This window comes from Solirubrobacter soli DSM 22325, from assembly GCF_000423665.1.
Taxonomy (GTDB): domain Bacteria; phylum Actinomycetota; class Thermoleophilia; order Solirubrobacterales; family Solirubrobacteraceae; genus Solirubrobacter; species Solirubrobacter soli.
In genome coordinates this window covers 378,081-395,635 of record NZ_KE384071.1, presented here as the reverse complement: position 1 = coordinate 395,635, position 17,555 = coordinate 378,081, and the positions used below count along the sequence as shown (strand labels likewise).

Annotated in this window: 20 protein-coding genes and 1 tRNA gene; 10 read left to right on the top strand and 11 right to left on the bottom strand. The window is 72.4% G+C overall.

The window, feature by feature from the left end:
* Positions 1 to 15: 15 nt before the first annotated feature.
* The 3 genes from G569_RS0137625 (at position 16) to G569_RS0137615 (ending at position 2,018) form a co-directional block, all read left to right on the top strand.
* Positions 16 to 89, top strand: a tRNA-Met gene (locus G569_RS0137625).
* Positions 90 to 208: 119 nt separating this feature from the next.
* Positions 209 to 766 carry an OsmC family protein gene (locus G569_RS0137620; protein ID WP_028067215.1) on the top strand — a complete coding sequence of 186 codons (558 nt, stop codon included), beginning with the start codon at positions 209 to 211 and terminating at the stop codon, positions 764 to 766.
* A complete protein-coding gene (locus G569_RS0137615; protein ID WP_037501837.1) occupies positions 756 to 2,018 on the top strand; it encodes an NAD(P)-binding domain-containing protein in 1,263 nt (420 codons plus the stop codon). Before G569_RS0137620 ends, G569_RS0137615 begins: the two co-directional genes overlap by 11 nt.
* Here G569_RS0137615 and G569_RS0137610 read toward each other — a convergent pair.
* Positions 1,998 to 2,579, bottom strand: coding sequence for a VOC family protein (locus tag G569_RS0137610; protein ID WP_028067213.1), 582 nt, complete (start codon positions 2,577 to 2,579; stop codon positions 1,998 to 2,000). The two genes, G569_RS0137615 and G569_RS0137610, sit on opposite strands and share 21 nt — an antisense overlap.
* Positions 2,580 to 2,668: 89 nt before the next feature.
* Here G569_RS0137610 and G569_RS0137605 point away from each other — a divergent pair, with 89 nt between their 5' ends.
* The 3 genes from G569_RS0137605 (at position 2,669) to G569_RS55030 (ending at position 5,317) form a co-directional block, all read left to right on the top strand.
* Positions 2,669 to 3,445: a hypothetical protein gene (locus tag G569_RS0137605; protein WP_028067212.1), complete on the top strand. Its 777-nt coding sequence runs from the start codon at positions 2,669 to 2,671 to the stop codon at positions 3,443 to 3,445.
* A 127-nt stretch (positions 3,446 to 3,572) separates the two neighbouring features.
* On the top strand, positions 3,573 to 4,301 hold the full coding sequence (locus tag G569_RS0137600) for a hypothetical protein (protein ID WP_028067211.1): 729 nt from the start codon (positions 3,573 to 3,575) through the stop codon (positions 4,299 to 4,301).
* A gap of 17 nt (positions 4,302 to 4,318) precedes the next feature.
* Positions 4,319 to 5,317, top strand: coding sequence for a hypothetical protein (locus G569_RS55030; RefSeq protein WP_037501834.1), 999 nt, complete (start codon positions 4,319 to 4,321; stop codon positions 5,315 to 5,317).
* On the opposite strand, the gene G569_RS63335 is transcribed toward G569_RS55030, so the two are convergent.
* Together G569_RS63335 and G569_RS59905 are read right to left on the bottom strand one after the other, a co-directional pair.
* Entirely contained in the window at positions 5,314 to 5,472 is a 159-nt protein-coding gene (locus tag G569_RS63335) for a hypothetical protein (RefSeq protein ID WP_157592582.1), read from the bottom strand. The two genes, G569_RS55030 and G569_RS63335, sit on opposite strands and share 4 nt — an antisense overlap.
* A 63-nt stretch (positions 5,473 to 5,535) precedes the next feature.
* Complete coding sequence (locus G569_RS59905) at positions 5,536 to 7,005, bottom strand: hypothetical protein (protein WP_053227604.1); 1,470 nt, start codon at positions 7,003 to 7,005, stop codon at positions 5,536 to 5,538.
* Between the two features lie 83 nt (positions 7,006 to 7,088).
* On the opposite strand from G569_RS59905, the gene G569_RS55015 reads away from it, so the two are divergent.
* Complete coding sequence (locus G569_RS55015) at positions 7,089 to 7,634, top strand: RNA polymerase sigma factor (RefSeq protein WP_037501831.1); 546 nt, start codon at positions 7,089 to 7,091, stop codon at positions 7,632 to 7,634.
* Complete coding sequence (locus tag G569_RS55010) at positions 7,631 to 8,293, top strand: anti-sigma factor domain-containing protein (protein WP_053227603.1); 663 nt, start codon at positions 7,631 to 7,633, stop codon at positions 8,291 to 8,293. The genes G569_RS55015 and G569_RS55010 overlap by 4 nt, the downstream gene beginning before the upstream one ends.
* Here the strand turns inward: G569_RS55010 and G569_RS55005 are convergent.
* From G569_RS55005 to G569_RS59900, 3 genes are all read right to left on the bottom strand, one after another.
* On the bottom strand, positions 8,280 to 9,554 hold the full coding sequence (locus G569_RS55005; RefSeq protein ID WP_053227602.1) for a patatin-like phospholipase family protein: 1,275 nt from the start codon (positions 9,552 to 9,554) through the stop codon (positions 8,280 to 8,282). The two genes, G569_RS55010 and G569_RS55005, sit on opposite strands and share 14 nt — an antisense overlap.
* A gap of 74 nt (positions 9,555 to 9,628) precedes the next feature.
* Entirely contained in the window at positions 9,629 to 9,934 is a 306-nt protein-coding gene (locus G569_RS55000; protein WP_064750560.1) for an STAS domain-containing protein, read from the bottom strand.
* A 7-nt stretch (positions 9,935 to 9,941) separates the two neighbouring features.
* Complete coding sequence (locus G569_RS59900; protein WP_053227600.1) at positions 9,942 to 11,939, bottom strand: ATP-binding SpoIIE family protein phosphatase; 1,998 nt, start codon at positions 11,937 to 11,939, stop codon at positions 9,942 to 9,944.
* A gap of 101 nt (positions 11,940 to 12,040) precedes the next feature.
* Here G569_RS59900 and G569_RS0137555 point away from each other — a divergent pair, with 101 nt between their 5' ends.
* Positions 12,041 to 12,256 carry a hypothetical protein gene (locus G569_RS0137555; RefSeq protein ID WP_028067209.1) on the top strand — a complete coding sequence of 72 codons (216 nt, stop codon included), beginning with the start codon at positions 12,041 to 12,043 and terminating at the stop codon, positions 12,254 to 12,256.
* Here the strand turns inward: G569_RS0137555 and G569_RS0137550 are convergent.
* Genes G569_RS0137550 through G569_RS0137535 form a run of 4 tightly spaced genes read right to left on the bottom strand, consistent with a single transcriptional unit; the run spans position 12,228 to position 15,840 of the window.
* Positions 12,228 to 12,929 (bottom strand): YcnI family protein, encoded by a 702-nt coding sequence (locus G569_RS0137550; RefSeq protein ID WP_028067208.1) that lies wholly within the window; start codon positions 12,927 to 12,929, stop codon positions 12,228 to 12,230. The genes G569_RS0137555 and G569_RS0137550 overlap by 29 nt on opposite strands.
* A gap of 8 nt (positions 12,930 to 12,937) precedes the next feature.
* Positions 12,938 to 14,806: a copper resistance CopC/CopD family protein gene (locus G569_RS0137545; protein WP_169542334.1), complete on the bottom strand. Its 1,869-nt coding sequence runs from the start codon at positions 14,804 to 14,806 to the stop codon at positions 12,938 to 12,940.
* Positions 14,803 to 15,492, bottom strand: a complete 690-nt coding sequence (locus tag G569_RS0137540) for a hypothetical protein (protein WP_028067206.1) — start codon at positions 15,490 to 15,492, stop codon at positions 14,803 to 14,805. The genes G569_RS0137545 and G569_RS0137540 overlap by 4 nt, the downstream gene beginning before the upstream one ends.
* Positions 15,493 to 15,528: 36 nt before the next feature.
* Entirely contained in the window at positions 15,529 to 15,840 is a 312-nt protein-coding gene (locus G569_RS0137535; protein ID WP_028067205.1) for a hypothetical protein, read from the bottom strand.
* A 47-nt stretch (positions 15,841 to 15,887) separates the two neighbouring features.
* On the opposite strand from G569_RS0137535, the gene G569_RS54990 reads away from it, so the two are divergent.
* Entirely contained in the window at positions 15,888 to 16,220 is a 333-nt protein-coding gene (locus G569_RS54990) for a c-type cytochrome (RefSeq protein ID WP_053227599.1), read from the top strand.
* A gap of 56 nt (positions 16,221 to 16,276) precedes the next feature.
* On the opposite strand, the gene G569_RS54985 is transcribed toward G569_RS54990, so the two are convergent.
* On the bottom strand, positions 16,277 to 17,491 hold the full coding sequence (locus G569_RS54985; RefSeq protein ID WP_157592580.1) for a DEAD/DEAH box helicase: 1,215 nt from the start codon (positions 17,489 to 17,491) through the stop codon (positions 16,277 to 16,279).
* Between the last annotated feature and the right edge of the window lie 64 nt (positions 17,492 to 17,555).

Below are 17,555 nucleotides of genomic sequence, written 5' to 3'. Positions count from 1 at the left end.
TTGTTTTTTGCCCGCCGCGGGGTGGAGCAGCCAGGTAGCTCGTCGGGCTCATAACCCGAAGGTCGCAGGTTCGAATCCTGCCCCCGCTATGCAACGAAAAGGCCCGCTTTTGCGGGCCTTTCGCGTTTTTTGCCACTTTCGCGGCCTTGCTCCGTATATTCGGTTTTCCGACCTAGGATTACCTATTTACACGGAAAGGCAGGAAGCGATGGCCACCATCGATCACGTTGACAACGGTGTCAACGTCCAGGCACTGCTCGACGCTCGTGAGGCGCTGACGGCCGCGCCCGAGGCTGCGGCGTTCGTCTGGAAGGCGACGTCGAAGTGGAACAAGGGCGTCAACAGCACGACGACGATCGAGAACTTCTTCGGTCTCGGCGAGGAGCAGAGCCATAAGGCCAAGACGGTCCTCGACGCCGACCACCCGGAGATCTTCGCCGCCGAGGACGGCGCGATCACGCCCATCGAGTACCTGCTCGTCGGCCTGGCGAGCTGCCTGACGGCCGGCGTCGCGTCGGTGGCTCAGAACCGCGGCATCCAGCTGCGCTCGGTCGAGGCGACCGTCGAGGGCAACCACGACATCCGCGGCATCCTCGGCGCCGACAGCGATGTCCGCAACGGCTACAACGACATCAAGGTGACGTTCAACATCGACGCGGACGCCACGCAGCAGGAGATCGAGGCGCTCGTCGCCCAGTCGCAGAAGCGTTCGGCGGTCTTCGACGCGCTGACGAACCCGACCGAGGTCACCGTCGCTGTCGCCTGAGCGCTTCACCGCTGTCGTCGTCGGTGGCGGGCACGCCGGGCTCGCCGCCAGCCATTTCCTCGCCGAGCAGGGGATCGATCATGTCGTGCTCGAGCGCGGCGAGGTGGCGAACTCGTGGCGCAACGAGCGCTGGGATTCGCTGCGGCTGCTGACGCCGAACTGGCAGAGCCGGCTGCCCGGCTCGCCGTACGACGGCGATGACCCCGATGGCTACATGTCGGCGACCGAGGTCGCCGACTTCATCGCCCGCTTCGCGGCGAGCAGCGACGCGCCCGTCCGCACGGGCACGACGGTGACCGCCGTCCGGCGCGACGAAGACGGCTACCTCGTCGCGACCGACCAGGGCGACCTGCACGCGCGCACCGTGGTGATCGCCAGCGGCGCGTGCAACCGGCCGACGTCGCCGGCGTTCGCCGCCGCCGTCCCGGCCGAGGTCGAGCAGCTGACGACGTTCGGCTACCGCAACCCGGACAGCCTTCCCGACGGCGGCGTGCTCGTCGTCGGCGCGTCGGCGACCGGGGTGCAGCTGGCGGCGGAGATCCAGCGCTCGGGCCGGCCGGTCACGCTCGCCGTGGGCGAGCACGTCCGGATGCCGCGGACCTACCGCGGCCGCGACGTGCTCTGGTGGATGGACGCCACGGGCGTGTGGGACCAGCGCCACGACGAGGTGGACGATCTCACCCGCGCCCGCAGGCTGCCTTCGCCGCAGCTCGTCGGCACGCCCGAGCGCGAGACGCTCGACCTCAACGCGCTGCAAGGCCTGGGCGTCGAGCTGGTCGGCCGTTGGGCGTCGGTGCGCGACGGCACGGCGCTGTTCTCCGGCGGCCTGCGGAACGTGTGCGCGCTCGCGGACCTCAAGCAGGAACGCATGCTCGACGGGTTCGACGCGTGGGCGAGGACGGAAGGCGTCAACGGCGCCGACGCCGAGCGGTACGCGCCGACCGAGGTGCCCGGCTCACCGCGCTGGCGGATCGACCTGCGCGACGGTGGCATCCGGTCGGTCCTCTGGGCCACCGGCTATCGGCCGGACTACTCCTGGCTCGAGGTCGACGTGGTCGACGCCAAGGGCCACCTGCGCCACGACGGCGGCGTCGTCGTCGAGAGCCCGGGGCTGTTCGCGCTCGGCCTGCCGGTGCTGCGGCGCCGGAAGTCCACGTTCATCCACGGGATCGAGGACGACGCCCGCGAGGTCATCGATCACCTGTCCGCGTACCTCGCAGGCGACCCGGTCTCAGTAGGGATGCTTGGCTGAGCGGTCCTCCGACAACGAGCCGCGCGAGCGCAGGACGAGGTTCTCGATCGCGTCGGCCAGGTGGATCGGCAGGATGTTCTCGTCGCCCGCGGCGACCCGCAGGTTGTGCGCCTCGAACAGCACATCCGCGTGGGTGAAGCCCGCGGGCGGCTCGAACCGGTAGGACGCGAGCTCGATCAGCAGCCCGAACGGGTCGGTGAAGTAGATCGAGTCCATGAACCCGCGATCCTTGACGCCCGAGTGGCGGATCCCGCGTTCGTCGAGGCGCTCGACGGCCTGCCGGAACGTCGCGTTGGAGAGCGAGAACGCGATGTGGTGCACGCAGCCGGGGTCGGTGGGCGTGCGGTCGGGCGATCCCGAGCGCTCCTCGTTGGTGAAGATCGTGATCAGGCGGCCGTCGCCCGGGTCGAAGTAGAGGTGCGACTCGGCGGCGTTGTCGAGGTTGGGCTGCTCGAAGATGAACGGCATCCCGAGCACGCCTTCCCAGAAGTCGATCGACGTCTGCCGACCGGCTCCGACGATCGTGATGTGGTGGACACCCTGGCTCTGGAGCTTGCGCATGGAGGCTCGAACCTACACCGCGGGGTGGCTCGGTTCACTCTGGAAGGTGGTTGACGCACACTTTCCGCGCGCAGAGGATGCGTCGCACTATGGAGCGTGACGCGTTCGGACGTGAGAAGGGCGAGGACTCGCTCGCCGGCATGGGCTGGAGCAGCTCGATGGGTTCGTCGGCCACGCCGACGCCCACGCCGACCCCGGTCAAGCCGACGATGAGCGCCGGCGACCTCCCGCCGAACGGCCCCGCGCAAGCGTGGACGCCGGGCCCGCGGCAGAGCTACACGCGGCGCCGCCGGCGCAGCGCGATCGGCGTGATCGTGCCGCTGTTCGTCATCGGCTTCATCGCGCTCGCGATCGGCGGCTCGATCTTCGCGTTCAACGCCGGCAACGATGCCCTCGACAGCATCACCTCGACGATCGACTCGGCGACGAACAGCACCACCACGACCACGACGTCGACCACCAAGACCTCCAAGTCCAAGGGCACGTCGCTGATGACCGCCGCGGCGCTGAAGGCCGCGCTGGCGCAGCTCCCCAAGGGCGACATCGAGCTGCTGCGGCTCGCCCCCGACCGTCTGAACGCGAACGTGATCGTTGACGGCAAGATGCACGTCGTCCAGGTCACCGCGGGCGGCGACGTCCAGGACATCACCACGCCCGCCACCGGCCGCGCCGCGCCGATCAAGGTCAACACCGCCGCGCCGCTGCGGATCGTCCGCACGGCGGCCAAGCGCGCCGGCCGCCACGTGTCCGACATCGACTATCTGGTGCTGATCGACCTCCTCGGCAAGGACGAGTGGCAGCTCTACTTCAAGGACGGCACGCACTTCTCCGCCAACGCCAACGGCAAGCGCGTCCACAAGGTCTAGAACGCCGAGGCCGATGTAGGCCGCGCCGCTCACCCGCGCCAGCCGGCGGCGCTGCAGGCGCTCGGCCGCCAGCCCGGCGAGGAGTCATGAGGGAGCTCGGTGAACCGGACCCTTAACCTGATCGCCCATGGAAGACCTGCTCGCCCTGGCCGCCTCGCTGACGACGCGCGACGGCGCGGACGTCGACCGGTTCCTGGAGGCGCTCGCCACGGCGGACGACGACGACTACGACGCGCTGCTGGACGCCCTGACGGGAAGCGTCGGAGAGATCGTCGGGCTGGTCACCTCGCGCCTGGCGACCGCGACCCCGCAGGTGGCCGAGGGCGCGGCGGAGCTCTTCGACCACTTCGAGGTCCCCGTGAAGGCGCTGCTGGCGGGCGACGACCTCCACGTCCTGCTCGCGTACGACCTGCCCGACGGGGTCATGCTGCTCCCCGACGGTTGGGGCGACCAGGAGCTGTTCGTCCAGGCGCTGGCGCGGGTGCGCAACGAGCCCGGGCTGCAACTCGACCGCCACGAGGTCGCGTTGGACGACGCCGCCGCGCCGTTGTTCGTCCTGCACGGCCAGTCCGTCTTCACCGCGACGCACGCCCTGTGGGCGGACGAGTTCGAGACGCCGGCGCCGGCGTACGGGACGCTCGTCGCCGTCCCGACCCGCAACGCGGTGCTCGCCCACCCGATCCGGGACGCCCGTGTCGCGGGCGTGATCGAGCCGATGATGGACCTCGCCCGCTCGGCCGCCGAGCAGGACGCCGCACCGTTGACCACGCGGCTGTTCTGGCTGCGCGATGGACGCCTCGAGGGCGTCGACGCGACGCCCGATTTCGCAGAACTACTCGAACGGCTGGCCAACTAGCGCCTACATTTCGGCCCGTGACCGCCTGGGCCACCGATCTCGAGTTCGCCTATGACCACGGTCACCTGTACGTGGTCGACGCCGAGACGCACTGGAGCGAGGCGGAGGTCGACGTGCGGATGCCGCGCAGCGCGAACTTCTTCGTGCCGCTGCGGGTCGAGGCCTGGGGCGGCCGCCCGCCGCTCGACCTCGACGCGTGGGACCAGGTCACCGAGTTCTCGCTCACCGTCCCGTCCGGCAAGCTCGCGCTCGCCTCGGCCGGGATCGAGGAGGTCACCGTCGGGATCGCGCCCGGCGCCTATCGCGCGCGCTGGAGCGGGCGCAACCTGAGCGAGGCCGCGGAGTGGGAGGGTGACGACCCGCCCGATACGTACCGTCTGCAGATCTGGCCGGGAGCGACCGAAGCGCCGCGGGCCGAGATCAAGCACTGGCCCGGGATCGGGCGCTCGGAGCTGGGCGACCTGCCGGCGCTGCTGGCCGACGAGGACCTCGACGCCCTCGGCGCGGTCCTCGCCTCGGAGCGCACCGGCGACGCGCTGCGGCTCAATGTCCGCCTCGCGGGCGCCAAGGCGCGCACGTGGGACCGGACGATCCGGGCCGACGGCGTCGTCCGGTGGGTCGTCTCGAGCAGCCGGTTCCATCGCGCGGCGCTGCACGCCGAGCATCCCGGCCTGCTGCCCTACGCCGACGACTTCGGCGGGCTCTCCTTCCACGGCCGCGCCGAGGATCCCGAGCGGCTCGCGCACGCCCTGCGCGCCGCCCACGCGGAGATCGCGGACGGCTTCATCGGCTTCGAGGAGGTCGTCAACGCGCTGCTCGGCGTCGAGACGCTCCTGAAGCTCGGCTACGGCCAGCTCGCCAACGGTCCGATCACCCTGCTGCGGCGCTATGCGGAGGTCGCGCACGCGCACGGCGTGCAGACACAGATGACGATCACAGGGCCGGGCCGCGAGGGCCTCTGCCTGCTCGAGCTCGGCGAGAGCTACGTCATCGCCGAGCGGTTCACGGCGAGCTAGTCGCCGACTCGTCTTGCGAGGTCGTTCTGGCGCTTCTCGCCGCGGGCCTGCACGATCGCGTACACGATCAGGCCCTGGACGAGCACCGGGAAGAGCACGACCCAGATGAAGAGCGAGACGAGGGTGACGTTCAGCGCGTAGTCGGCGAGCAGCATCGGCAGGCAATCTAGCTCATCGGCCCGCGGTCCGGGCGCCCGGACCGCGGGAGACGACCGATCTCAGAGCAGGCGGTAGCGGACGGTCGCGTCGCCGAGCTGGAGGCCGGGCGGCACCGTGCCCGGCGGGAGCCCGAACGCGCCGTCGAGGGCGCCCGCCGCGACCGCGGTCAGCGCGCCGCCCACCGGGCCGACGTTGAGTGCCCGCCCGCCGAGGTAGATCCGCGTGGCGCCGAAGCTCAGGTCGAGGATCGGCACGCGTGCGCCGCCGTTGACGGTGGCGGTCAGGACGCGCCGCAGCGGGTCGATCCAGAAGTTCTCCAGCTTGACCGTGGTCGCGCCCGCGGTCAGCGAGATGCCGCCGCTGTGGCGGATCGTGCCGCTCAGCAGCGCAGCGAACGGCGCGTTGGTGATGGGGAAGGCCAGCTCGCCGCTGGGCAGCGCGCCGGCGGGGGCGATCGGCGCGGGGGTGACGCCGAGCCCGGTGAGCGCGGCGACCGCGCCCGCATCGAGCTTGAGCGTGGTGGTCCCGTAGCTGCGTGCGCTCGCGATTCGTGCGGACGGGTTGGCGCGCACCGTGGCGGTCCCGAGCAGGAGCCCCTCACTGAACGCGCTGGTGCCGAACGCCTGGTTGAGCGCGCCGGCGGCGGCCGCGGTCAGCTTCAGGGCGGCGCCGGTGAGCGTGATGGTCCCGCCGGTCACGTCGGACTTCAGGCCGCTGAGGTCGACGCTGAGGATCGGGACGCGCGAGCCGCCGACGAGCGCGGTCAGCTCCGGCGCGTCGTCGATGCCGATCTCGAAGTCGGTCAGCTGGACCGTCGTCGAGCCTTTGGTGAGCGAGATGCCGCCGCCGTGGGCGATCGTGCCCGCGAACGTCTTGGCGTCGAGCTTGCCGCCGGTGATCGGGAACGCGAGCGAGTCCGAGCCGATCGGCGCGGCGCTGATCCCGAGGCTCTGGAGCGCGTTCGCCGCGCCCTGGTCCAGCATCACCGTGGTCGTGCCTCCGGTCAGCCCGATCGTCTTCGGCTTGGCGGTGACCGCCACGCTGCCGAGTCGAAGGCCCCGCTTGAAGAGGGTGGTGTGGAAGGTGACGTTGAGCGCCTTGGCGGCGGCGCCCGTGAGCGCGACGCGCACGCCGGTGATCCGGTAGTCGAGCCCGGAGCGGGCGATCCTGGCCTTGCTCGTGTCCAGCGTCAGGAGCGTGACGCGCGCCTTGCCGACCTTGCCGGAGAGCGTGGAGGTCTTGCCGAGCTTGACCGTGAAGCTCGACGCGGTCAGCCTGGCCGCGCCGGCGGAGAGCTTCAAGCTGCCGGAGTGGCGGATCGTGCCCGTCGCGCCGTCGAGGGAGCCGCCGGTGACCTTGTAACGGGTCCCGGACACCTTGACCCCGGCGTCCTTGAGCGCGTTCGCGACGCCGGCGTCGAGCTTGAGGGTGGTCGTACCGCCGGTGAGCGTGTCGCTCGCGCGGGCAGCGGAGGGAGCGGCGGCGAGCAGCAGCGCAGCCGCGGCTCCCGCGATCACGGATCTGGTCATCGCCCTTCGCTACGAGGGCTCGTGACGGGTGGGTTGGCGCAACCGGGCGCGGACGTGCCACATCGCGATGCGACGATGGTGCCTTGGCCTCCCGGGACCGAGCAGAGCGACGCCTCGCCAAGCGGCTGGCCCGCCGCGACCCCGACGCGCTGCGCGAGCTCTACGACGTCCACGGCCGCGCCACCTTCGGCTTTCTCGTGCGCGTGCTCGGCGAGCGCACCGCGGCCGAGGATGTCCAGCAGCAGGTCTTCCTCGAGGCGTGGCAGCGCGGCGAGCGCTACGACCCCGAGCGCGGTGGCCTGCTCACCTGGCTGCTGCAGATCGCGCGCTCGCGGGCGATCGACCACCTGCGCCGGCGCGTCCCCGAGCCACACGACCCGGCCAGCGCGGTGGCGCTCGCCGATCGCGCCGACGAGTCCCGCATGGACGAGCTGCTCGATCACTGGCGGATGGCGGGCGAGCTCGCCCAGCTTCCCGATCAGGAGGCCGACCTGCTGCGCCGGCGCTTCTACTTCGGGCAGTCCCAGACGGAGATCGCGGCGGCGACCGGCCTGCCGCTCGGCACCGTGAAGTCGCGGATGGTCAGCGGGCTGCGACGGCTGCGCGAGGCGCTGGAGGGCGAGACATGACCGACGTCTCGGCGTACCTGCTCGGCGAGCTCGACCCGGAGCAGACCGCGGCCTTCGAGCGCGCGCTGGCCGCGGACGCGAAGCTCCGCGACGAGGTCGAGCGGCTGCGGCCGATCGTGACGCGCCTGGAGCGCCTGCCCGTGGACACGTGGGAGGGCCCGGAGCCGCCGCCGCTGAGGCTGCCGGGCGAGGCCGCCGGGGTGCGCGGCGACGCGCCGGGCCGCGGGCGTCGCCTCGTCCTGCGCCCCCTCGCCGCGGCCGCGTGCGCGGTCGTGCTGCTGGCCGCCGGCGCAGGGCTCGGGTTCCTGCTCGACCGGGAGCCGTCGCCCTCCGCGCAGCTCGCACTGCGGCCCATCGGCGACCTCGACCCGTCCGCGAGCGGGAAGGTGAGCCTCGTGAGCGACGGCGTCGACGTGCGGGTCAGCGGCCTCAAGCCGACGGGCGGAGGCCAGTTCTACGAGCTGTGGCTGCTCGGCGCCGACAAGCGGCTCGTGGGGCTCGGGTCGTTCCGCGTCGACGCGCAGGGCAAGGCCACGCTGACGTTGCCGCTGCCCGTCGACCCCAAGCAGTTCACCTACTTCGACCTCTCGCTGGAGCCCAGCGACGGCGACCCGGGGCATTCCGGCGTCTCCGTGCTCAGGGGACCTAGCGCCGCCTGAGGGCGCGGAACTCGTCGAGCGCGATCGTGTCCGGTGACAGCGGCGTCGCCTCGAAGCCGACCGCGGCGGCGTCCGCGGACCAGAAGCCGGGGTGATCGGCCAGCCAGCGCTTGGCGTCGGCTCGGCCCGCCTGCAGCAGCCGCTCGATGAAGACCTCGTCGAAGAGGATGAAGGAGAGCAGCTCGCCGCGGGAGGAGGCGCGGCCGCCGCCCAGCAGCCGCGCGAGCAGGGCGAAGTCCGGCGAACGCAGGCCCCGCAGCCCGCCGTAGCGCTCGCGGAAGACGGTCTCGGCCAGCGCGCCGAGCTCGCCGCGCCGCGACGGCGCCACCAGCGCGTAGGAGATCCGCCGGTACGGCGGACGGCCGTGCGCCTCGCGATAGGCGCGTGCCGCGCGCGACGTGCCCGTCGCCGGCGACTCGGCGAAGAACGCGTTGACCGCCAGCATCCGGCGCACGTCGTGGGCGACCTGGTCGAGCAGCAGGCCGTCGAGCGCGTTCGCGGCGACGTCGGCCAGGCGGGGCAGGCCGCGCCGCGGGGCGGGCGCCCGCTCGGCCGCCAGCGGCTCGTAGCCGACCACGATCACCCGGTCGGCGCCGAGCGCCAGCGCCGGGGCGATCGGCGCGTTCAGCCGCGTCGCGCCGTCCACGTAGTGGCCGGAGGCGCCGAGCGGCGACGTCACCTCGACGGGCGGGAAGAGCATCGGGATCGCGGCCGAGGCCCGGACGTGCTGGCCCTCGAGGCGCGTGTGCACGTAGTGGATCTCGCGATCTGACCGCGGCGGCGGGTCCGCGCTCTCGACGAACCCGACGGGCAGACCGCGGTCCAGCGAGGTGGCGACGACGCACACCGCCTGCATCACGCCGCCGGCCACGTTGGCGTGCAGCGCGTCCCAGTCGATCCACGCGTCGAGGCTGCGCGCCAGCGGCGACGGGTCCAGGACCGACGCCGCGCGCATCCCCGGCAGCTCCAGCACCTCGCCCGCCAGCCGCAGGAGCCCGAGCCCGGTCCCGAGGCCGATGACCGGCGAGATCACGCTCGACTTGCGCACGGAGCGCCAATGGCGCAGGAACGTCTCCGCCTGGCGCGCGGCGGGCTGCGCGGCGACCGCGGCCACGACCGCGGCGTTGATCCCGCCCACGCTCGTCCCGCAGACGATCGTCACGCGCTCCCCGCGCGCAGCCAGCGCGGGGATCAGGACGGACAGCGCGCCCGCCTCGTAGGCGCCGCGCGCGCCGCCGCCGGGCAGGACGAGACCGATCACGACCGGGAACCTTCGCGCGTCGTCCCCGCGTGCCGTTCGGCCCGCGGGCCAAGATCCGGCGGTCCGCGCTCGACCTACCGGCCTAGCGCCGCCAGCGCGTCCTCGCGGCTCGAGTGCAGCGAGAGCAGGCGGTCGATGCCGCGGAAGCGGAACAGCGAAGGCGGCTCGCCCTGCGCGAGCACCAGCGCGACGGCGCCGCCACGCTCGCGTGCCCGGGAGCTGGCCGCCAGCAGCGCGGACAGGCCCGAGGAGTCGATGAACGTGACCTCGCTGAGGTCGATCACGAGGCTGCGTGCGCCGTCGCCGAAGGCCTGCTCGAGCTTGCGGTTCAGCGACGCGACGTTGGAGAACGTGACCTCGCCCCGGACGGGCAGGAGCATCGGCGGATCAGGCGGCATCCTCGCGCTCCAGCTCGAGCCACACGCGGTGGCGCTCGCCGCGCTCGCTGCCCCAGCTCACCGCGCAGCGGTCGACGAGGTACAGGCCCCAGCCGCCCGGGCCCTCGGGCGTGACCACGGGGCGCTCCGGCAGATCGAAGCCGGGTCCGTCGTCGAGCACGCTCAGGTGCACGCGGTCCTCGGTCAGCCGCAGCTGGATCTCGACCGACCCGTTCGCGATCCCGGTGTGGCGGACCGCATTGGCGACCAGCTCGGTCGCGAGCAGCCGCAGGTCCTGGGCGGTGCGGTCACCGAGCTCGGGCGCCAGCGGGGCGAGCGCGGCCGCGACGTCACGGGCCGCTTGGCGCGTGGCCGGGAACCGCCGGGCGACCCGCGGCGGCACCTGGACGCCGACGGCCAGACAGGCGATGTCGTCGCGCGGGTTGCCGTCCGCGATCGCCACCGCCATGCCTTCCAGCCGCTCGACCACGCGGGCGGCGCCGTCGGCGGCATGCTCGGCCACCAGCGCGGCGAGCTCGGCCTCGGACAGCAGGCGCCGCGGCGCCGCGGCCTCGGTGACGCCGTCGGTGTAGAACGCGAGCAGGTCGCCGGGCTCGAGCTCGAGCGAGACCTCCGGGAGGTCCGGCCGCTCGACGATCCCGAGCGGCGTCCCGACGTCGCCGAGCGGGCGGGCGGAGCCGTCGTGGGCGACGATCGGCAGCGGATGCCCGGCGGTCGCCAGCTCCAGCGTGGCGCCGCGCTCATGCAGCTCCAGCCGCGCGAGCGCGACCGTCACGAACCCGGGCGCGCGCTGGCGCAGCAGCGCGTCGTTGAGGCGGGCGAGCATGTAGCTCGGCCGCAGCCCCGCGACCGCGTGCGCGCGCAGCGTGTAGCGGGCGAGCGCGGTCACCGCCGCGGCCTGCGGCCCCTTGCCGCAGACGTCGCCGACGACCAGCGCCCAACTCCCGTCGCCCTGCTGGAAGACGTCGTAGAAGTCACCGCCGACCTCGTTGCCTTCGCCCGCCGCGCGGTAGCCGGCGGCGAGCTCGAGGCCCGCGATCTGCGGCAGATGCGGCGGGAGCAGGGCGCGCTGGAGCGTCTGGGCGGTGCGGGTGCGCTCCTGGTAGAGGCGGGCGTTCTCGATCGCGATCGCCGACTGGGACGCGATCCCCACGACCATGTCCTCGTCCTCGGCGGAGAACATGCCCGGCTCGGGGTGGCCGAAGAACAGCCCGCCGGCGACCGCGCCGTCGGAGGTGATGACCGGCACCGCGAGGTAGCTGCGGACGGGCAGATGACCCTCCGGCATGCCGTTGTAGGGCTCGTTGCGGCCGTAGCGGCCGTCCGCCAGCACGTCGTCGAGGCGGACGATGCCGGTGCCGTCGAACGTGGGCGCGAAGATCGCGGTGTTGCGGGGCATCGGGAAGCGCTCGAACGCGCTGCGCTCGACGCCCGAGAGCGTGTAGAGCATGTACGCCTCGCCGACGTCGGAGATCACGTTGTAGAAGAACGCGCCGAACTGGGCGGGGGTGAGCTCACGGGCGGCGTCGGTGGCGAGCTGGACGATCTCCTGCAGGTCCAGGCGGCCGGCGATCGCGCTTCCCACGCGCTGGAGCGCCTCGGCGCGCTGCTTCTCGCGCAGCAGGCGGCGGCCGTTCTCCTCGGCCTCGACGCGGGCGGCGTGCTCGCGCGCGAGCAGCTCGAGCGTCTCGATCGCGTTGGCCGCCATCTGGGCGAGGTGGATGACGATCGCCTCGTCGTCGGGCGTGAACTCGCCCTCCTTGTCCCAGAGCTCGATCAGGCCGAGGCTCGACCCGTCGCGGGCGAGCAGCGGCGCGACCAGCCGCGGCCCGGGTGGCGCCCCGTTGGCGTCGCGGCGGGCGATCCCGTGGCGGGCGCCGATCACGTCCCGGGCGGCCTGGGCGACGATCGCCAGCACATCCTCGTCGGTGGCCGCCGCCGTCACCGCGCGCGCGGCGTCGGCGAGCGATCGCAGCGCCTCGCTCATCCGCCGGGATCGTAGTGGCGCCGCGGTGCCCCCGTCGCAGCTCCGGGGGTTAGCCCCCCAGCACTGTCGCACCGGGGGGTGAGCGTGGCATCATCAGTCACATGAGCGACATCCAGCGCCGCGGCGGATCCCGTCCATCCCGAAAGCAGCGAGAGCAGCGCGCCTACCGGCTCGTACTCGCGACGGGGACGTTCGGCCTGATCGGCGTCGCCGGGATCCTGCTGGCGATCTTCACGAGCTTCGGCGCGGGCTGGCCGATCATCTCGCTCATCATCGCCGCGATCTGCTTCATGCTGCTACGCCGGACCGTGCGTTAGCGCGGCGGGCGGCCATCAGCCCGGCGGCGCCGGCGATCAGGCCGAGCGCCCCGACGATCAGCGCCACGATCGCGAGCCCGTTGCCGGAGTCGTCGCTCGTGTCGGCGGGCGCCGGCGTCGCGGCGGCCTGCGTGGGCGCGGGCGTGGCGGCGGCCGGGGCGGTCGCGTCGCCGTTGGTGACGGACACGATCGGGGCCGGGTTGTCGGAGTCCTCGGCGCCGATCCAGCGCACGACCTCGCCGCCGGTGTAGGTCTGCAGCGCCTTGAAGGTGAGCTTGTCGCCCGCCTTGCCCGGGATCTGCACGGAGAGGCCGAAGTCCTGGAACGCGCCGGGCGGGATCGCATCCGCCTCTGACTTGGCGGTCCACGTGATCGTGTTCACGCCTTCGGTGATCTCGCCGTCGTCGGTCTGGACCGGCTTGGCGAGTTGCTTCTTGGTCACCTTGACGTCCCAGCCGGCGACCGGCTCGAAGGAGGCGGAGGCGAAGCCGTCGGGGAACTGGACCTCGACCTTGTTGGTGCTCGCGTCGTCGCGCTCGTTGGGGACGCGCACGTCGAGGCGGGTGTAGGCGCCGGCCGCGGCCGTGTTCGGCTGCAGCGTGACGTGGGCCTGCGCCGCGGCGGGCGCGGCGAGGGCGAGGACCGCGGCTGTCGCGAGGGTCTTCTTGAACATGTGACGGCTCACTTGATCGGTACGGAGAAGCGGGTTTCGTATTCGTCGAAGTCCGACACGCGGTCGGTGACCGAGATCGTCCAGTCGCCCGCGACCGAGAGGGTCGCGCCGTCGACCACGTAGTGGCCCGGTCCGGCGACGTGCGAGTTGAATGTGATCGGGGCGATCTTCTTGGCCGGCAGGGCGGCCGTGACGCGCAGTTCCTTGGTCCCCTGGAACGCGGCGCCGGTCTTTCGATCGAACAGGTACAGGTGGAGCTGGTTGGGGCCGACCTTGGCGGGGTCGACCGTGACCTCGATCCGGATCGGGCCGGCGTTCGTGGTCGTGGCGTACGGGCCGCTGGACTCGGCGACGGACGGCGCGTAGCTCGACAGCGCGCCGGTGGCCGCCAGCGCGGCGAGGCCGAGCGCCAGCTCGAAGCGCAGCGTGCGCCGCAGCAGCACGCCGGTGTGGCCGGGGGTCGTGTTGTCCTTCGCCGCCTGGCGCAGCTGCGGCAGGAGCTCCTGCCGGTTGATGTAGCCGAGCGCGACGATGCCGAGCGCGATCACGATCTTGATCAGGACGCTGCGGCCGAACGCACTATCGAGCAGCGCCGGGAAGCTGCGGACCTCGACGATCGCCTGGACGACGCCCGAGAGCAGCAGCACCGGCAGCGCGATGCTGGCGAGCGCGCTGAAGCGGCCGACCGTGTCGGCCAGCAGCGGCGTCCGCCGGTCCGGCGCGAGCTCGGACGTGGCGTGTCGCAGCGCGAACACGAGCACGGCGATCCCGCCCAGCCATGCGCTCATCGCGAGCACGTGGAGGATGTTCGCGGGCAGCAGGATCGCGACCGGCGACTGCACGCTCGTGTGGCCGCCGAACGAGGGCAGCAGCGCGAGCGCGCCGAGCGGGACGCCGAGGGCGACGAGGTGCGCGGTGGAGACGCGCGGGGCGGCCGCGGCGACGCGCGGCGGGGCAACGGCCACCGCGGCCGGCGCGCCGCCGGCCAGGGCCGGCTCCGCCTCGTCGGCCTCCGGCGCGGAGCCGCCGTTGGGCGCCCAGCCGCCGCCCACCAGTGTCGGCTCGCCCTCCGGGCCGTCGTGGCGCGGCTCCCCGCGCGGGCGCAGCGGGCGGGTGGCGAGGACGACGAGCGTGATGATCCACAGCAGAGCGCCGATGCCCCAGGCGCGGCCGAACCGCGTGCCGAGGACCTCGCGGACGGTGTCCACGCGGGCGGCGTCCCAGAAGGAGCCGCCTTCGCCGACGGCGCCCTGCAGGACGAGCGCGGCCAAAGCGGACAGCACGCCGGCGATCGCCGCGACCAGCATCAGCCGTTCGAGACGAGCCGTGAAGGCCCGCGAGGTCGCGCCGGTTCGGCGCCAGACGACCAGGAAGAAGATCAGCGCGCCGAGGCCGAGGGCGATCGCGCTGTACTGGACGCCGCGGGCGACCGCGAGCGCCGTGTTGGTGACCGGGCCGGTCTTCCCTCCCGCCGCGAGCAGCTGGTCGAGCGACTCGGCGGGCGCGGACGCCTCGCCGACGGTGAAGACGTAGCCGGAGGACACGGCGTGGCCGTCGGCCGACACGACGCGGTACGTCGCCGTGTACGTGCCGTCCCCGAGGCCGGGCTTGAGCTTGACGGAGATCTCCGCGCCCTTCCCGTCCGGGTGGTACGCCTTGCCGGTCTGGACCTCCTGGCCCTTGGAGTCGAAGACGCGCAGCGCGCCGAAGCTCGCCTCGACCGACTCGTCGAAGCGGAACGTGACCTCGGCGGGCGGCTTGTCGAGCTTGGCCCCGCGCTCGGGGATCGTCGCCTGCAGGGTCGCGTGGGCGAGCGCGGAGGCGGGGAGCGTCAGGGCCAGCAGAAGTGCGGCGAGTGCCGCGGCGGCGCGTCTCACCACGCCTCCACGACCTCCTGCTTCGGCGGCGGCGGCGCGTCATCCCCGCCGTCGTCGTCTGCACGCCGGCGGCGGATGATGAAGACCGCGAGCGACAGCACGATCAGCAGCGCGGCGAAGGCGAAGATCGCCGCCAGCGGCAGGCCGCCCTCGTCCAGCGGGACCCACGTCAGCGTGCCCGCGATCGTCCCCTTGGAGGCGCCGACCGCGATCGGCACGGTCCAGTCGTCGATCTTGGTCTTGACGTTCTTGTCCTTGAGGTTGGGCGGGTCGCTCTTGCCCATCCAGTGGGCGCGGTGGTCGTGCCACTCGAAGCGCGAGCTCTTGGAGAGCTCCTTCCACTTCGGCTCGGTGCCGAGGTTCGCCGGCACGGACGTCTCGCCCAGCCGGTCCTCGTTGAGGTAGTAGGCCTCGGAGTTCGTGTTGACCTGGACAGTGCCGTCGGCGAGCAGTTGCGCGTAGGGCTTCGGCGGGTCCTGGTAGTCGTAGATCGTGATGTCCTTGCCGCTCGTGTTGTGCATGAGCAGGCGGTCATCGAAGTTCAGGACCGACACGTCGACGCCCTTGGTGGCGGGCGTGACCGATGTGACGACCGATCGGTAGTTCGGGTTGCCCTGGTGGGCGAGGGCCACGGGTGCGCCGAGCAGGAGCGCGATCACCGCGGCGGTGACGGTGAGGGTCCGCAACGGGACCTCCTTATTAGAGCTCAGGAGTTGACGGGCTTAGGCGAAGTGGAACGCCTGGCCCGGAGGACCCCTGAGCTGCCGCGTGCTGCGCTCCAGCAGCGACGCCAGCGGGCGCTCGCGCACCGGGGTCCAGCGCTTCGGCAGCGGCCGCAGCTTGGCCGCGGGACCCGCGTGCCGCGCGAGGATCGCCTCCTCGCCGATGAACCGCCCGCTCAGCAGCAGGCCGATCAGCAGCAGGAACGGCCCGCCGTAGAAGACGATCTCCTGCATGCCCGTCAGACCCAGCAGCGCCATCAGCGCCAGCGCGGCGCAACCGAGGAGGACCAGAAGGGCACGGGGCGAGCGCATGCGCTGCCTAATGTAGAGCCAGCGTGACGCCAGGTACAGTGCCGCCTGTGAAGCTCCGTCTCGCAGTCGCCGCTGTTCTCCTCGCGTTCGTCGCCGGCTGCGGCGGCTCGGACGAGGGGGACTCCTCCACACCGCCCGCCTCCGCCGGAGGCGGCGAGCAGCTCTTCAAGGACAACTGCTCCACGTGCCACACGCTCGCCGCGGCGGGTGCCTCCGGCAAGGTCGGCCCAGACCTCGACCAGCTCAAGCCCGGCCCGGACCTCGTGACCAACCAGGTCAACACGGGCGGCGGCGCGATGCCCTCCTTCAAGGGCAAGCTGACCGACGACCAGATCAAGCAGATCGCGGACTACGTCTCATCGAACGCGGGGAAGGGCTAGACGCGGCGAGTGGTCACTGAACGTTGCCTGGCAACGCTCAGTGACCGAATGCGCGGCTAGCGCGAGGCGCGCGAGCGGGGCTTGCGGCCGCCGCCGCTGCTGCGCGGGCGGTGGCGGGTGGTGTTCGGGCCCGAGGTGTGCGGGCGCGGGGTCTGGCCGAGGCCGGCGTGCTCGAACTGCTCGTGCAGGCGCAGGGCGGCGGCGATCTTGCCCATGTCGCGGGCCTGCTCGGCCTCGACGAACGTGATGCCGATGCCGGTGCGGCCGGCGCGGCCCGTGCGGCCGATGCGGTGCACGTAGGACTCGCGGTCGTCCGGCGCGTCGAAGTTGATCACGTGCGAGACGCCGGTGACGTCGATGCCGCGGGCGGCGACGTCGGTGGCGACCAGGACGTCGACCTTGCCCGAGCCGAACTCGGCCAGGGCGCGCTCGCGCTGGTTCTGGGACTTGTTGCCGTGCATGGCGACGGCGCGGACGCCCTCGTTGCCGAGGCGCTTGACCAGGCGGTCGGCGCCGCGCTTGGTGCGGACGAAGACGAGGGCGAGCTCGCGGTCCTCGACGCGCAGCTCCTCGACGAGCGCGCGCACGCGCGTGTCGCGGCTGACGAGGCGGAAGCGGTGCTCGATCTCGGCCTTGTGCTCCTCCGGCGGGCGGTGCTCGTGGCGCACGGCGTCGACGGTGTAGTCGGCGGCGATGCGGCCGACCTCGCCGTCCAGCGTCGCCGAGAAGAAGAGCGTCTGGCGATCCTGCGGGCACTGCTTGACGATCCGGTCGACGGCGGGGCGGAAGCCCATGTCGAGCATGCGGTCGGCCTCGTCGAGCACGAGGATCTCGACGTCGCTCAACGAGAGCGAGCGGCGCTGCAAGAGATCTTCCAGGCGACCGGGGGTGGCGACGAGCAGGTGCGCGGCCTTGGCCTCGCGGGTCTGCTTCTCGAAGCCGACGCCGCCGTAGACGGCGGCGACCTTCAGACCGCGGGCCTCGGCCAGCGGCCGCGCTTCCTCGACGATCTGGGAGACGAGCTCACGCGTGGGCGCCAGGACCAGGGCCGTCGGGCGGCGCGCATCGCGCTCGAGGACGTCGACGATGGGCGCGGCGAACGCGATCGTCTTGCCCGATCCGGTGGGCGACTTGGCGAGGACGTCGACGCCGTCCAGCACGTCCTCGATCACGAGGGACTGAATGGCGAAGGGGTGCTTCATGCCGCGATCGGCGAGCGCGCGCACGACGGGCTGCGACAGGCCGAGTTCGGCGAAAGACTGCGAAGACAAGAGGGGAGGAACTCCTTGCTGAAAGCGGGAGACCACGCTGACAAAGCAGAGCAAGGCGGTCTCG